Origin of the sequence: Nitrospira sp., assembly GCA_024760545.1 — a bacterium.
In the GTDB taxonomy this organism is placed as follows: Bacteria; Nitrospirota; Nitrospiria; order Nitrospirales; family Nitrospiraceae; genus Nitrospira_D.
Genome location: CP060501.1, coordinates 4311353 through 4327928, shown reverse-complemented (window position 1 = coordinate 4327928; position 16576 = coordinate 4311353). Strand labels below are relative to the sequence as shown.

Here is a 16576-nt window from a genome sequence, read left to right as displayed (position 1 = left end):
AACGGGTGGTATGCGTGGGAGCCAATGCTCCGGCGTCGCTTGCTCAGCGCACCGCCGATTCCGTCAAGACCATCCCCCTGGCTCTCGTAATAAAATCTCCTGTCAATAGACGCATAAAATGACCTTGCTATACTGCTCTGCAGTGGGACAAGCGTCATGAAGAAACGGCTGATTGGAATCGCAGCACTTGCACTGATCGCGATCACCGGAAGTCTCTGGTGGTGGGCATACAACTCCCTGGATGCTCAGATCGCCTCCGCCATCCGTCGCTATGGACCAGAAATTACCGGCGTACCGATCAGCCTATCAGGCGCCAATATCAGCTTGGTAGACGGTAGAGCCGGATTGCGAGGCCTCATAGTCGGCAATCCTGACGGCTTCAGGACCGAACACGCGCTGTCGCTTGGCGAAATCAGTATGACACTCGACATCGGCTCGCTCACGACAGATGTGATCCGAATCAAAGAGATCACACTCGTCGAACCGGAGATCACGTATGAGTACACCGCTGCCGGCAGCAACCTCGACAGGCTTCAACGCAACATTGAGCGTTATATTTCTCGTCAACACGGCGAGGGGAACACTTCCGGGGATTCAGAATCAGGCAAAAAGCTGGTCATCGAGCATCTTTATATTATGAACGGAACAGTTCGCGTCAGGACCGAAATTCTTGGCCGTCAATCGGTATCAATGACGTTACCCGATCTGCATCTTCAGAACATCGGCAAGAAATCGAACGGCACAACCACCGGAGAGGCCATGAAACAAATTCTCGGCCCAATCGTTCAACAGACCGGCACGTCCGTGGCTTCGCTTGGCGTCGGGACCGCAGGCAAGGTCATCCAGAAGGGGATGGACACGGCGACCGACACAATTAAGCGACTTTTCAAGTAGTTCGATCTCACACGTCTGTCCGATTTTTTCACATTTCCTCTCACCCACCGGTGGAAAAACGCCTCGCGTTTCAGTACACTCTCCGGAACAACGTCGTCTTGCCAAGCGAAGAGCGGATCGATCCAACGACAACCGTCAATCGTCGGGAACGCCATGGGATTTCTGAGCAGACTGTTCAATATGCCGTCATTCAACGGCGCCACCAACGCGCTGTTGGTTGAGTTAGCCCTGCCCGAGCTCACAGAATCACAACGTTCACAGTTGAAGGGCCGGGTCGTTGAACTGTTCCGAACACACAGGGCTCCGGATGGGCCGACGGAAGTCCTGCTGATGGAACTCAATCAAACCCCGCGCATCTTTCAGTTGATCATGGTCGCCCTTGCGATGAAAGACCTTGGCTATCCGCCTCCGTTCAAAAAAGAAAAGTTACAGAAGATCCAGAATCCCTTTGACCCAACCCACGCGGACGAATACGCCATGAGAGCGGTCGCGCGACGGCTCAAATGGCATTATGGCGTCGAGGTCTGGATCGCGGAGGAGTCGATCAGTTTTGATTCGTGGTAACAATCTGTTCGCTTGACAGGCCTATGCGGCACGGTTATTCTTCCGCGGTTCTCTCATTTGGTCAGGAGGCATAAGAGACGATATGCTGATTTCTGCTGCGCGACCCCTGTTCCTTGCAGTGCTGCTCTTCTCAATTCTTCCGCTCATTCCATCCGCCGCCCACGCCGCTGAATTCAAGATGGCTGTGGTAGATCCGCAGTCCGTATTGGAAAAGTCAAAAGCCGGCAAGCGAGCGCTCGATGGGCTGAAAGAATATGTCTCAACCAGACAGAAACTCCTCCAGAGAGATGAAGAAGATCTTCGGAATTACGAAAAGCAGCTGAAAGAGCAGGCTCCCAAGTGGAATGAGACCGAACGGAAAGAAAAAGAGGGCCAGTTCCGGACGAAGGTCCAGGACTTTCAAAAGCGCGCCCAGGAATTCAATCAGGAACTCCAGAAGAAACAGAAAGAATTGGTCGACGAATACATGAAGAAAATCTCCCTGGCGACACAATCCGTCGCTGAAAAGGGAGGCATTGCGCTCGTCGTCGACAAAGGCAGCGAGCAAACCGTCAAGATCGTAATCTACAGCAAGGATACGATCGATCTGACTGACCAAGTCATAAAGGAATTCGACCGAACGAACAAGTAGCCGGCTGAACCGCGTTCCAACCTATTCCAACGGGTAGCCGGCCTCTCGCCACGCTCGTATCCCGCCATCCATCGAAATCACATTAGTGTATCCCATCTGTTGCAGCGCATCGGCGGAGAGCGCGGACCGAAACCCACCTCCGCAATACAGGACAATCGGGTCCTGCTTATCAGGGACTATCGCCTCAATATCCCGCTCAATAATTCCCTTGCCGAGATGTCGAGCCCCTCGCGCATGGTCCTTGGCAAATTCGTGGTCTTCCCGAACATCGATGAAATGAAACTGCTCACCCCGGTCGAGGCGCGCCTTCACGTCGCCGGCACTGCATTCTTTCACTCGTTGCTTGGCGCGGTTGACCAATTCCAAAAAGCCCGGATGATGTTGCATGTCTGCTCCTTTAGAATAATGACGTCTGTTCGACGCCTGGACGACGAAACGTCTCAGGAATACTGCCGATATGGTCATCATGGAATCCCGTCCGGCGCTTGGCCACGGCGAACAACTGCTCGATCAACTCCCAATAAGTCCCCTGCCCGGCTTGACGCCTGAAAAATCGGCTTTCCGTAAGAGCTCCGCCCCGTACCTCACGCAGTCGATTCGTGATCTTTCCGATCCGCTCAGGGAATGACTCCCGCATCCGTTCCAGAAACACCGCCTCCAAACTTCCGGATAGTCTCAACAAGCTGTAGGTCGCCATGTGCGCGCCGGCTTGACGCGCCCGCTCCAGCAATTCAGGGATGTCATCTTCATTCAGACCAGGGATGACAGGCGCAACGGAGATGCCCGTTGGAATACCGGCTTCAGAGAGTGTCTTCATGGCGGAGAAGCGTTTGGTGATCGACGGTACATGAGGCTCCACTTTCCGGGCGATATCGTCTGAGGAAAATGGGATGCTGAAATACACACATACCCAAGCTTCCCGGCTCAGTCGGGTCAGCACATCGAGATCACGAAGAATCAACGATCCCTTCGTGATGATCCCCACGGGATTCCGATACTCCGCGCAGACCTCCAAGCAGGCGCGAGTCAATCCGTACTCGGCCTCGAGCGGCTGATAACAATCCGTGTTGCCGGAAAAGACGATCAGCTCTCCGCGCCAGGAGGGTTTGTCCAAGGCGCGCCGGAGCAATTGCGGCGCCTCCTCTTTCACGATAATCTTGCTTTCGAAGTCGGTTCCTGCCCCGAATCCCCAAAATTCATGGGACGGACGAGCGTAGCAGTAGGCACAGGCATGAAAACACCCTCGATAGGGATTGACGCTCCATCGAAACGGCAAGTCCGGGCTGTCGTTGCGACTCAAAATCTCTCGACTGTCGTCTGAATACACTGTCAGTTTTGCCGCACCGGCGGGTTCGAGGAGTTCCCGATGCTGCGATTCAAACGGGTTCGGGGGATTGGAGATTGACCGCATGCGCCCATCCTGTCCCTTGCACCCAATCGATGTCAATTCCCTCCCCAAGTCGGCCAGCCATAACATGCAGGCCCGTCGTTTCATTGACTCTCCCGAACTCAGATGCTAGATTCCAACCGCTTTTTTTTGACGAGCGACCTGTGTACGATCTTAAGCAACTCCGCGAAAACCTCGACCACATCCGTACCTCGCTCGGGCGACGCGGGAACGACGTTCCGTGGGATGATCTCCAAAAGTTGAGCGAAGAACGCCGCGCCGTGACGACGCAGGTCGAGCAGCTCCGGTACGAACTCAACAAAGGCTCCGAAGAGGTCGCTCGTCTCCGTCGAGCCAAAGAACCGGCTGAAGCAGCGATGGCGGCCATGAAACAGCTAGGGGGCCGCATTAAGGATCTCGAGGGAAATCAACAAAAGGTCGAGGAGGCGCTGACCGATGTGGCGCTTCGAATCCCCAACCTTCCACACGCCTCGGTCCCTGTGGGGTCTGACGCCTCAGAGAATGTCGAGGTTCGTCGATGGGGTGCCATCCCGTCTTTTACCCGTCCCCCCAAACCCCATTGGGAAGTCGGAGAGAACCTCGGCATCTTGGATTTCGATCGAGCCGCGAAGATCGCGGGAGCCAGGTTTTCTGTCGTGACCGGCGCCGGCGCCAGGCTCGAACGAGCCCTGATCAACTATATGCTTGATCTGCATACAACCCAGCATGGATATCGAGAAGTGTTGCCACCGCTCATGGTGAATCGTCTCGCCATGACCGGGACCGGCCAGCTTCCTAAGTTTGAAGAGGATCTCTTTCGCTTGCGGGACGAAGACTACTTCCTGATACCGACTGCGGAAGTGCCGGTGACCAACCTGCATAGAGAGGAAATTCTGAACGGCGACAGTTTACCCGTCCGGTATACCGCCTATACCCCATGCTTTCGGAGAGAGGCGGGATCGTATGGAAAAGATACGAGAGGCCTGATTCGGCTTCACCAATTCAACAAAGTGGAGTTGGTCTCATTGACCACACCCGATCGCTCCTATGAAGAACTTGAGCGGTTGACGGGAAATGCGGAGTCGATCCTACAGGGTCTGAACCTCCCGTACCGCGTCATCACACTGTGCACGGGCGATATGGGTTTTTCCGCCGCCAAAACCTATGACCTCGAAGTCTGGCTGCCCTCTCAGCAACAGTATCGGGAGATCTCGTCCTGCAGCAACTTCGAAGCGTTTCAGGCCCGACGAGCGAACATCAAATATCGGCCGACCGGGGGAAAGAAGGACGCCAAGAGCGACTTTGTCCACACGCTGAATGGCTCCGGGTTGGCTGTAGGACGAACATTAGTCGCCATCTTGGAAAACTTCCAACAGCCGGACGGCTCGGTTGAGATCCCCGTGGTGTTACGGTCGTATATGGGTGGACTGGAGAAGATCACGAAGGAAACGCCGTAGATAATGACGGCCTCTACTTATCTTGAAGTCCCGATAGGCAAAACTGCCCACTTCGCAACAAACCGCGAAGCCCAGCATAAACACTGGCGGTCACGTCGCATCTGTCGTTACCGTGATTTACGGCCGTTTACCTGACGATCTCCCCCCGAATATCTCTCGCTGTTTCTCGCCTAAGGCACGCTTCGTTATTTGATGGTTAGCTGGACAACGATGTTTTCACAATCCCACCATTTATTCCAAACCGTGCGGCTTGATTTTTCAGCAGTTATCGACCATCTTCTTTCGGATTCACAAAGCAATGATTTCGGATGCCATCACTATGGCAAGAAAGAAGCGGTTGCACACTATAGGTATTGTCTTCCTACTAGGAGTATTTGTACTCGCGGACGCGATTGTTTCGGGAAGATGGGTGCAAGCAGAGACCAGTTCGAAGCCCCTCCAGATCTGCTCCGAAATCGTTTACCAAGGCTATGTAAGCGTCAGAAAAATCGTAAAGCTTGGTCCCCAAACGCTATCCAACCAGGAGGCGTTGGACCTTGATGCGCTCCTTCAGACAGCACAATTCTTCAGCTTACCCGGCGTGATTTCCTCGCCCGAGGTCGATGGATGCTGCGATCGTGGCCTTCCTGATTTTAGAATCACCGTCGTGGTGGCAAAAAAGAAGCACACTGTGGCCATCAACACGCAAAATGTCGCTAGTCCTCAAAACCTTGTGCCTTTGCTTCGCTGGCTGGAAACTCGAGCTGAATCTCGCGGAGGTGCGCAGGGTGATAGTAGCAATGAGAAGTGTTCTGATTGAAATTCGCTTTTCTCGCAAGAACAGTTCAAAAGCAGTTCTTTCTGATTCTTCACTAGGATGCGGTTAAGTCTTTGAATACTCGACCAACTAGAAACATGGGACCGAACAAGGATTTTGAACCCCTTATGCCTATACCTGCGGTCTAACAAATCGCAGGTTATCCTTCTGCGACCCTTTGTTTGTCATAGCCTAATAAGATGGATCACCATAATGCTATATCTGTCTTGGAAGACATTAAGAATAAATCGCTGCCTTGCCTAGAACCGAGCTCGGACCATGGCCGAATTGACCCGCAATACCAGCCTTCCCTATTGAAGTCCCATCAGAATTGTCCTCCTACAGATTTACGATAATGAAAGAGACCTTCCCAGATGGTCGCATTCGTATAGCAATCCAATGTTATCGCCATTTCTTTCTAGGCAGTGGTTCTATGTTTGCCGATGGTTTTGTATCGTCACCGGATGGCTTACGTTCTGATTTGACCGATCAAGATTTTTGGGACGGTACATAGATACAGATCAATTCACCATCTCTCTATTTCGGTATACCGGTCTTCTGTCGCATTTCGGCCAAGTGCCAGACAAGTTTGGGCAGCACCTCAGCTATAATAGTACTTATGCGTTTCATAGAACGATCCATAAAGCGAATCACCAAGGCGGACTTACGTCGACTGAGTGACATCGCACTGACAGATTTGAAATCCCCTTTCCGCCGACCATGATCTACAATGGTCTGTGTCATCATCAATCTTCATGTGCCATGAGAGCTCTGAGATTTCTGGGTGCCGTAGCTTTTTGCTTGCTACTTTCCGGTTGTGGAACCATAAAAACATTACATAAGGATGCCAAATATGAGTGCCACGAGGATATGTTCTATTCTGGGACACGCGTCGGGCCTATGAGTTTGCAGAAGATCTTGGACACCCCGTTTTCCCTTGTGGCCGACACTCTAGTGCTCCCCTATACCATCCCCCGCTCAATCTGGAACTATCATCATCGATCAGCATCCTTCTGGAACGAAGAGATGTGCCTACGTGACTCCGATCATGGTGCCAAGCCAGTGAAACAACTCTCTTACACACCGTGATCATGATGGGGTTTGCCCATTACAAGCACCCCACTTTTGCTGATGTCGCCGGTGATTGACAAGATCCTCACACATCTGGGTCTGCCGACCAGTGCTCCGCCGCGCGGCCCGGCTCGTCGAGTCGATCTATTCCGGACATTCTGACAGTCAAGAATCGCCTGCCAAACGCAAGCCGACGCAGCCGCTCGCTCGGAGTCCGAGCGAGCGGCGCGATTCAGAACCTTTCGCGCGCTTACCGACCGCTCTCCGGCTGAGCAGACGGTAGAAGAGTGGAGTTTTTCATCAACTAGAAAAAGGGTTTGACAATTCTGTCGGTTCTCCGCTATAGCTCCGGTCATAGAAAAAGCCGTTTAAAAATCCTATCCATACCGAGGGTTCCTATGGCCGACGTCAAATCAGAGCTGAAACGTATCATCGCGGTCATGAAGAGCGGCAAGATTCCGACCGACCAGGGCAGTGCCAACTCTCGCCGCCAGGGAACCTCCCCCAAGCGCCGCGCCGCCGCGGCCATGGTCGATTCGGTGCTCGAGAAAGCCGGGCTCAACGGGTCGAAGTTTCGCAAGCTGGTCGCCGAGGATCAGAGCGCGCTCCGTGCGGATTTCGCGAAGGAGCGGGCTGTCGCGGCGAAGAATATGCGAGCGTCGACTGCCACGTTTCGGAGTGCCATGACGGCGCGCCGCCAAGCGGCCAAGCTGCTTGGCGCTCCTTTCATTCCGGCGATCGTCTCACTGGACAAGCCGTTTCTCATCTGGCAACTCCCGAACCCGCAGCTCAACATCTTTATCGACTCCCACGTGGAATCGATGAACAGTTTCGTCAGGGTGCGCGTTGGTGACCCGACAGAGTCCAATTCCACGCGCTTCGTCTTCTTCTTTCTCTGGTCCAACGAGACGGATTCGTTTGCGGTGGTGAACGTCCGGTCATCGCTCATCGTCAACGGCGGCTGTTCGGTCCAGGCCAAGTCTGGGATTTTCTCCGGCGCTGTCGAGACATTGAATGTCAATGGGTCTCTTGCGATCATCCGTTGGTTCGGGTGGGGAACGGATCCAGTCACCGGCACTTCAAACGATCAGACCACGCACCCGGACTTCCAACCGACGCAGCGGCAGACCATCGCCTCCTTGCGCGCGGAAGGTGGACATATCTTCCAAGGAGCCAGCTTCAAGTCGCAGTCGTTTTCGTTCGAGCAGTTCGCCCTCAGTCACCGCCAGCTGGTCGTTCCCAACCGTGCCTCCGTGGTGTTCCAGGTATCCCTCGAACTCTCCTATGACCCGGAGGACGGCCTCGACCTCGAGAACAATATCGATGTGGACTTCTCGGAGCGCGGAAGTGCCGTGTTCTGCCCCAACCTCGAGGTCGAAGTGCTGACGCCGTTGTCAGGACTGACAGCAAATCAGGCAATCAATTCGTTGATCCTCGAATAGGTCGCGGCTCGACTCGAAGACGCGAGAGCAGATCTTAGTTGCGGTTAAAAAATCAAGATGATGTCACTAAAATGGTAGCCTCGAGCCGTCACAACATGCGTACTAACCAGCGCATCAATCAGAGCGGCAACAGCTAGATCGTCGGCTCCATTTCTCACTACGCTCCACAACGGCTGGTCACGCGCAACGTCTGATTGAGCGAGGACCATTGGAAAGTAGCAGCCGGTGAGAGTCCCCGTGCTATAATCAATCAGCCATTGCCAATCGGAATAGTGGCTTCACTCCTCAATATCGTCCGACTTTGCTGCCACGCTGCCACCAGAACAGGGACAAGCTGACCCCATCTCGCCCCATGTCGGAGACGTCGGGGTTTGTTGAATCTTGCCGAGTTAGATTGTCCGAAGGGGGATCAGACAGAGTTTGTGAACCGCAGGTCGAGCCGAGTCATATCAAGGACTCGGTTGTGCTCATTTTGTGCTCAAGCCCACCTCACTCCACCCCACCCAGGCCTATTCCAGCCAAGATCGAGTTCTTGTCTAACCGTTGGATATGATTGGTCTGAATGAGTTGGAGTAGGCTGGAAGAGGGTGCTAAGAATGCTTTCCTAAACCGCGGGTTTTGATCGAACGTATACCCACACTTACACAGAATATCCGCATAGATGTTGTAGCAGTACGGAAAATCGAGCCCGACCTCGGTCGCAGAAGACCATAACACTAAGTCTTAGCTCAGTGAACTTCCGCCTCATCCCCTATCCGGCAGGCCCCTACCCGGCCTAAACTTGGGACCCAAAATCGATTGGCCACATAGGAGAAAAAGTAAGAAAGTCACTCGAATTTCTTCATGCAACTGGCATAGAATACGCCCCCGCTTAGCGAATCAGCCATGGCCATTCACTAGAGGGTGGTATGCTGACGTTCATCTGGAACAGCATCGAAACGTTTCTCAAGCCGGACCAGGCAGTACTCCAACCATTCATAGATTTTGATCCTCGATCGGGCAATTTAAAGATTGCCCTCCATGGCGACCTCAACGGAAAACCCATTAGTCTGAGCCGGCGTTCTCTGGCGCAAGGGAGCGGTACATTCAAAGGACGGCGTTTCATCGTCAACAATTATGGCCTTGACGTCATCCAGCACATCGGTGCCTCCTGTGAATGGACCGATGATTTGACGCTGTGCTGCAAGGGAGACACTGTCCCGGACTGCTTGGCCTCTTTGCGAAAATGGTTCAGAGTTGAGCAAACAGCTGCTGCCAGCGCTGTCAAGATTCATCCGACCCCGCTCGAACATCGTACTTACCTCGACCTAGACGACCCTGAAACGTTAACTGTCAGACAAACACTCACGACTGCCGACGAGTCGTTGATCCCGCTTCCCACATCTGGTCGTGAGGAACATCCCAGTTGGATACGGGTCTCCGACCAATTTTTCAAGTTGCCGAAAGAATGGGCGCAATTGCCGACCCAGGGCACTGAAGTGTCATCGGGCACATACCGGCTTGCGATGGATGAGATTCCTGAATTCCTTGAGAAGGAACTGTCTGCGATCAAGAAGTCTAGCCGAGTCCTCATCGGCAAAGAAGCCGGCGAGCTTCGTGTCGTTGCTACCATTCCCAAAATACACACTTCAATCGATTTTGACGAAGGCACATCAAAAGTTGTCGCACGTCCGCTGTATAAATATGAGAGTGAATCCCTTGATCATGCCGAGCTACAACGGGCCGATGAGTCCAGAAAGTATTATAGAAAACAGAACGCCTACTACAGAGTTGATTGGACTCAGGTCCATCGGGTGAAGACCGCGCTTAAAGACAGCGGCTTTGAGGAACAACCGGACGGGTCATACCGTGGGCCAAGCTTTAGCTACGACGAAATCATCGATATCTTTTCGAAGCTTGGCATACTTTCCGAAAGCGCGGCCTTCGCAAGATTTAGGCAGCGGCTTCTCGATTTTTCGTCGACTGGCTCCCTGAAGCTTCCAGACGATCTCCGACCAGGCATATCGGTACGGGATTATCAGCATCATGGATATGAGTGGTTGGCATTTCTCAAGCGATATGGGCTTCCAGGTATTTTGGCGGATGAAATGGGTCTTGGGAAGACACTGCAAACGCTCCTAACAATTGCACATGTTCGCCAGCAGCATGGCCGCTGTCCCTCCCTCGTTGTTTGCCCGGCAGGTCTCGTAGAGAAGTGGGCCGACGAGGCCGATAAATTTCTCTCAGAGTTTTTGGTACTCACCCACTCCGGGGACAATCGCAATGAAGCACTCAGGGTTCAAGGGCCGCATGTGGATCTCGTGGTGACATCCTATGAAACCATGGTCCGCGATGCTCAAGATCTCCGACGCATCCCATGGCGATTCCTTATTCTCGATGAGGCACAAAGAATCAAAACTCCTGACACACCAGGAGCCAAAGTAGTTCGCACAATTCCGGCAGAGGCACGCTTCGCGATTACCGGCCTACCGGTTGAGAACAAATTACAAGATTTGTGGTCGGTCTTCGACTTTCTTGCACCAGGACTCCTGTTCTCTAAGAGTGAGTTTGAAAAAAGGATCAAGGATCCCATTGAGACTCGTGGTGATAAGAATGCGCGGGATCTTCTTCGAAGGAAGACACGCCCATTTGTCCTTCGGCGGCTAAAAACAGAGGTGGCAAAGGAACTGCCGGATAAGATCGAGAAGACAATACGGTGTGAACTCACGGAGAAACAGCGTGCACTGTATACGGCTGTTGTCACAAGGGATCTTGAAGAGGCGATCACAGCCACAGGCGGTGAGAAATTGACCCTTGGCAACCCCCACATCTTCAGTGTGCTCTTGAAACTCAAGCAGATTTGTTGCCATCCAGGCTTAGTAACAGGAGACTTCGAGGAATTCAGGCCAGGGGTATCGGGAAAGTTCGATGCCTTTATGGAAATACTTGAGGGGATCTTGGACAGTCGAGCGACTGAGGTGGAGCCAAATAAGTTGGTTGTCTTCAGTCAATTTGTCCACATGACGACGTTCCTACAGAACTTTATTATTTCCAAGGGTCGTTCCTGTGAAAGAATTGATGAAGCTGTTCCTCCCGCGGAAAGACCTGCCCGCTGCAGGTGGTTCAATTCTCAGCCATCTCAGTTCGGACTTGTGTCCACTCTTTTCTCAGGCGGGGTGGGCTTGGACTTACAAAGTGCCAACTATGTCGCATCATACGATCAGTGGTGGAACCCAGCAGTTCATTCTGAAGCTGTTGATCGAGTCCATCGGATTGGCCAGAGGCGGACCGTCGTTGCGTTCCACATTCTTACTCGTGGAACATTGGAAGACAAGATCGAAGCCGAGCTTCTCAAGAAAAAGGATCTTTTTGATCTGACGATTAGACCGGACGAGTATTTGCGGAAAGAAGTCACGCGGGAAGAGTTGCTGGATCTTGTCAGGCTAGAAAGTTAAGCTTCAGTATGCTGTTACGAACGAAGCATTTTGAACTGGAGATTGCCAACTTCATTTTCCTCCGGACACCGCTGCTTGGAAGTGTGTACATTGGCCCAGACTCTGGATATGGCTGTTTGGTGCGGATTAGTCCGACGGCGATTAATGGATCCCGCCAGGAGTATGTCGACAGCACCAGGCGAAAGTTGCGAGCGGAGCGCAGTTAGGAAATGCCTGCCACCCCTGCCGTCGGTTGAGCTACGACACGATCTCTTGACCGACCAAGTCTGTTATGCGAAGAATGGCTGCGCGCGCCGAAGACGCAAAAGGGGTTCATCCGTCGACTCCGTAGCGAAAAAACGATGCATAGTCGCCGGGTTAACCGAAGGTTGGTTTGGAGGGGTGACGGAGCGGCCGAACGTGCCGGTCTTGAAAACGGATTCAGACCCTCAGCAACCTTCGAAAACTCCATAATTAGAGGCCTTTGATTGGACAGGATGGGTCAACTACGACCCATCCTGCTTGTATTTCCGCGCCCCAAACGCGCCCCCAATTACGATCTATCCAACGACGTACTTTCAGGCATCAAGATCTACATATAGTCATCCACTCCCCCGAATCGGCGCACCCTGCCCTGCCATGGGTTTAGGTACCCTATTGGCTTTGCAACACCAAAACAAAATGAAGGCTATGTACCGTCAGGGGCCCTTCGGGGGGGAAGGGCCTCATGACCCAGTCCGGCCAGGGAAATTCTGAGTACTCAAGCTTGTCTGTTCAGAGCACAATGTCAATGGGCAAGTGATTGCCCTGGAAATCTGAAGAAAACTCGGGCCTTCAAGTCCAGGTGCTGTGGTTCGACAAATTCTGAGGAGTGATGCGATGAAAAACAAGAATCTAACTATATGTCTGCTTTTGACAAGTGTCTGGTTAGCCGCGCCGGTCTTAGTGTCAGCCAAGGGACTGCCATATTCTAGAGAAAGCTCGGGGGCACACAATTCCTTCATTCACAAAGTGCAGAAAATTGAGGATTTCTCAGCTAAAAGCCATGTTTCCAGTTACGACGGTGAGGCATTCAAAGGATCTTCTGGGGACAAGTCCAGTGGCACGGGCATGAGATCCTATAGCGATTCTCTGGGGCCATCATTCGATATTCATCCTGGCGCTAAGGGTGATACTTCTTCGTCCGGTCCTTGGTGGGACCGTAGATCGTCGGGCGATCCGAGCGTCAAGGAATTGAGTGGCATGGATGGGGGTGGGTTTGCACCACCCGGTAGTTACACCGGTTCTGAGAGACGTTTTTAAAGCCCGCCGATACAACCGCCACAGTTGTTGGAGGGGCTTGGGACGCGCAGCTTGCGGGTGCTGAACGGCGGAATCAAGCAGGCCGAAGGCGCGGGTGGGCACGATGAAACAATCAGCAGGGCACTTGTGCTTGAGTCACGATTCTGTCTCCTTAGCACGATACCACCCTCCTTCCCTCGAGCAAATACCTACATAACCGGCGCACCTTGCCATCTATTCTTGGGACTGAGACGCTTTTAAGGAATGCACCCCTAGGACAAAATGCAACGCGATATTGTTTGAGATCGCATGAGCCGGGTTCGTCCTGTCCTGTAACAGCGTCGTAGCAGAATTGAGCACCAAAGTTAGTTGTTCGCATAGGCAATGCTACGTGAATCTGGTTCTATGTGCTCGTCCTCCCTACCGTGATTCAGCGACATCCCTTCTCTAAGCTGCTTATGCCGTGCAGCGACTAGGAAAGCTGACAATGACTCCGGGATCTCTGGCGTTGCATCAGACGAGGAGTGCCTCATTGCGAGCGACTAGCCGCTGACCTGGTCATACTTACTATGCTGGAAATGCTTTCCCCGAGCTAGCTCTCCCACTGGTGAGCGCGGCATGGATGGCCCGATAGAGCTCATCAGGCTGCGTTTCTTTGGTGAGATAGGCGGAGGCACCCGCCGCTTTGAATTGCGTCGCGACCGCACTATTTTGATCGACCGAGAGCCCAATAATGACGACATGAGGGAAGGCCTCTTTGATCCAGCGCGTGGCGGTAATTCCGTTCATCTTTGGCATATGGATATCCATCAGGATGACATCCGGCTGTAAGCGCTGAGCACAGTCGCAGGCCTCCTCTCCGTCTGCCGCTTCGCCGAGGATTTCAAATTCACTAAAGCAACTGATAAGACTCCGCAGCCCTTGACGCATCAGCGGATGGTCATCGACGACTAAGACGTGAATAATCTCTGATCGCTGTGTCTGTCTGCAGACGGCTACGGGTATACGCTCCATATTCATCGACGTGACCTCAACGACCAGGGAGCCCACCATGAGTTGAGTTTAGGCCGACGCGTGAACAGAGTCCTGGCTGGCGTGGAGTGCAGATACGCTTCATGGAGATGGTACGCCAAAAGATTTGCAACGCGTACCAGTGCCATAGTTTCCCCCCTTGCAAGGACACACAGCTAAAATCTAGAACAAACTTAATTTGTATGGGGACTAGGGAAAGACCTAGATTAAGACGACGCCGAGTCTAAAGCTACTGCCCGTGTCACGAGCTGACGAGCGGAGGGAACCGGAATCACGGGTGTCATCTGCGCCTAGACAGGTGGGAAGTCCTTCGCACACACAAGGCGTGGCACTATCTGGAATTTCATATTGCGTTTGCACCACCAGGAGAAAAGGGAGTGTCCCTATAGTCGATGTTTGAGGCAAAATTTTCGTCCAGAGGCTAGCTGCGACATAACTGATGCCGAACGTCATGCCTAAAGTCACCCCGAATCCAGACCCATTTGTGAACTGAGGCCAATCGGAGTGGGATGGCCCTTGGTGGCCCTATGGTTTTTCCTCGTACCAGGCTCCATTGAGCTCTTGTCAACTCCACCCTTTCAAGACCCGTATCACGTGGCGTACTTTCTGTACTACCAACACCAGCCACCTTTGCCTAGGTCATGGTTCAGGCTGTGGCAATTGGGGTAGAGAAAAGCAGTCCAATACACCGTCAAGGGGAATGTCCAGTTAAGTCATCCATCCATGATCTCTATTATGCTTTAACTATCTCGGGTTCAATAACATTGGGGTAAAGCTCGCGGGAGAGAGGGAACCCTGAACAGGAGTGAGAAATAACCGATGGAGGCATTATGATTCATCCACAGATGCAAGGATGTTTACAGAATTGCCAACAATGTCATGCCATCTGTACAGAGACGGCTCAGCATTGTTTACAGAGGGGCGATAAACATGGGGAAGCGGATCACATTCGCCTCCTGCTCGACTGTGCGCAGATATGCCAAACCAGTTCAGATTTCATGCTGCGCGGTTCTCCGCTGCATACACGCACCTGTGGCATCTGTGCCGAAATATGTACGGCGTGTGCCGAGGCGTGTGAGCAAGTGGGAAAGGAGGACAGCATGATGAAGAGATGTGCAGAGATGTGCCGCCGGTGTGCCGAATCTTGCCATCAGATGGCGCATGCGAAAGCATGATTGAGTAGGCGTGCTGGATCTATGCAGACCTCCGCCCTGGAAAGCCGGGGATTGCTCATGTCCTGAGATCTAGGCAATCCCGCCTTCATCCAATCACAAACCGCATTTCATAGTAGTTTGACTTCATACCAATTCATTTCACTTTAGCCCGATTGCCGGTCCCAGTAACACCGGCTAAACACCTGCCATACCCCACCATGATCGGCAGACCCCGCACCCGGCTTAGGTCTGGGACCCATATTTGTTTTGCAATACAGGAGGAAAGGGAGCACGATTGCCACAACACCCACTCCAATAGTCCTCGATCAGATTTCAACGTCGGTGATGTCATGGGAGGACTGGTGATCAGTTTCCCGCTCCCTTGACAGGGCAAACAGCAACCGGTCGGCGCATGCCGGTGAAAAGCGCCGACCGGCCGTCACGCATCCGAAGCCACACATTCTTACGTGGACTCTGCACCCCGCAGACAAGCCCAACTTCGAGATGATCGCCATCTCGGTCTCATCCGCCCTCCCGAACTTGGTCGATGAGCAGCATTTCACCTTTTACAGTTTTGTGCATATCACACCAGAATGCGTGCGTCCGGTTTTCGTCCTTGCCATCACTCGTTGGAGTAAATTTAATCACCATCGTCCGGCCTGGCTCGACCCGATAGACATTCGCCCCTTTTCCTTCTGCAACAGCACCTCCAACCATCTCGACTTTGTCGGCCCTCCCGAATGCCGAGGAATTGAACCCGTGTGTAACGGAGTCCTCATTGCGGATGCTGATCTCGGTCGGAAAGCCGGTGTACATCGTGCCGCGAACCAACTTCGCTTCTCCGGATTGGATCACGATCTCAACTTTCTGAACCTGCGCTCCTCGAACCTCCACAGCGCTGATCCCCACGCCAAGGAATGTGCCGACCGCCAGTGCCACGCACATCACCTGAGATTTTGTGACACATCTTCCAACCCTCATAACGTGCCTCCTTCGGTTAGACAGCCCACGATACGTCCAGCCTATTGAAATGCGCATTATTCAGTCGGACGAACAACCTCCTTTGCTCAAGGAACACACATGATCATGTCGCTTTGGCCTGGATACATGCTCCGGCTGGAAATCACGATATTCCTGCATACTGCCTTGAAGACTCTGCACAAGAGCAGAATAGCGACACGCACCAGAATGGCGTTGGAATCTGGGATGATGAGAAAACCGATCGCCAACGCAACGCTTCGCTTAGTGACGAACCACGGTAGGACAAGAAGAGGCATGGGCTAGACCCACTCCTACATATAGTTTCCTCCTTGCAGAAGCTTAGGTCAAGCGAGTGCTTCGGAAAAAGAGAAGTTTCTTTGTGTGGATTAATTCAAAATGTCCCTATATCTTCACGGGCGCAGCCCCCACCTGGCATGTGTTTGGGGTCCTATATTGGATTTTTGCAGCACCAG

Annotated in this window: 12 protein-coding genes; 8 read left to right on the top strand and 4 right to left on the bottom strand. The window is 52.9% G+C overall.

All coding sequences use genetic code 11. The annotated features are described in order from the left end of the window. Positions 1 to 156 precede the first annotated feature (156 nt). From H8K03_20570 to H8K03_20560, 3 genes are all read left to right on the top strand, one after another. Positions 157 to 894, top strand: a complete 738-nt coding sequence (locus H8K03_20570) for a hypothetical protein (GenBank protein ID UVT20136.1) — start codon at positions 157 to 159, stop codon at positions 892 to 894. Positions 895 to 1047: 153 nt separating this feature from the next. Continuing rightward, positions 1048 to 1458 (top strand): hypothetical protein, encoded by a 411-nt coding sequence (locus H8K03_20565; GenBank protein ID UVT20135.1) that lies wholly within the window; start codon positions 1048 to 1050, stop codon positions 1456 to 1458. Between the two features lie 82 nt (positions 1459 to 1540). Then, positions 1541 to 2089: an OmpH family outer membrane protein gene (locus H8K03_20560; GenBank protein ID UVT20134.1), complete on the top strand. Its 549-nt coding sequence runs from the start codon at positions 1541 to 1543 to the stop codon at positions 2087 to 2089. Between the two features lie 21 nt (positions 2090 to 2110). Here the strand turns inward: H8K03_20560 and H8K03_20555 are convergent, their stop codons facing one another. Further along, positions 2111 to 2476 (bottom strand): sulfurtransferase, encoded by a 366-nt coding sequence (locus H8K03_20555; protein ID UVT20133.1) that lies wholly within the window; start codon positions 2474 to 2476, stop codon positions 2111 to 2113. Between the two features lie 10 nt (positions 2477 to 2486). After that, on the bottom strand, positions 2487 to 3566 hold the full coding sequence (locus tag H8K03_20550) for a PA0069 family radical SAM protein (protein UVT22557.1): 1080 nt from the start codon (positions 3564 to 3566) through the stop codon (positions 2487 to 2489). A gap of 74 nt (positions 3567 to 3640) precedes the next feature. Here H8K03_20550 and serS point away from each other — a divergent pair, with 74 nt between their 5' ends. The 5 genes from serS to H8K03_20525 all read left to right on the top strand — a co-directional run bounded on the left by serS (position 3641) and on the right by H8K03_20525 (position 11676). Beyond that, positions 3641 to 4933, top strand: a complete 1293-nt coding sequence (gene serS, locus H8K03_20545; GenBank protein ID UVT20132.1) for a serine--tRNA ligase — start codon at positions 3641 to 3643, stop codon at positions 4931 to 4933. A gap of 298 nt (positions 4934 to 5231) precedes the next feature. Next, entirely contained in the window at positions 5232 to 5732 is a 501-nt protein-coding gene (locus H8K03_20540; protein UVT20131.1) for a hypothetical protein, read from the top strand. Positions 5733 to 6491: 759 nt separating this feature from the next. Further along, a complete protein-coding gene (locus tag H8K03_20535) occupies positions 6492 to 6818 on the top strand; it encodes a YceK/YidQ family lipoprotein (GenBank protein ID UVT20130.1) in 327 nt (108 codons plus the stop codon). 380 nt (positions 6819 to 7198) lie between these two features. Further along, positions 7199 to 8242, top strand: coding sequence for a hypothetical protein (locus H8K03_20530; GenBank protein ID UVT20129.1), 1044 nt, complete (start codon positions 7199 to 7201; stop codon positions 8240 to 8242). 908 nt (positions 8243 to 9150) lie between these two features. Continuing rightward, positions 9151 to 11676, top strand: coding sequence for a DEAD/DEAH box helicase (locus tag H8K03_20525; GenBank protein UVT20128.1), 2526 nt, complete (start codon positions 9151 to 9153; stop codon positions 11674 to 11676). 1827 nt (positions 11677 to 13503) lie between these two features. On the opposite strand, the gene H8K03_20520 is transcribed toward H8K03_20525, so the two are convergent. Both H8K03_20520 and H8K03_20515 read right to left on the bottom strand, forming a co-directional pair. Further along, positions 13504 to 13956, bottom strand: a complete 453-nt coding sequence (locus H8K03_20520; protein ID UVT20127.1) for a response regulator transcription factor — start codon at positions 13954 to 13956, stop codon at positions 13504 to 13506. 1688 nt (positions 13957 to 15644) lie between these two features. Beyond that, a complete protein-coding gene (locus tag H8K03_20515; protein ID UVT20126.1) occupies positions 15645 to 16103 on the bottom strand; it encodes a hypothetical protein in 459 nt (152 codons plus the stop codon). Between the last annotated feature and the right edge of the window lie 473 nt (positions 16104 to 16576).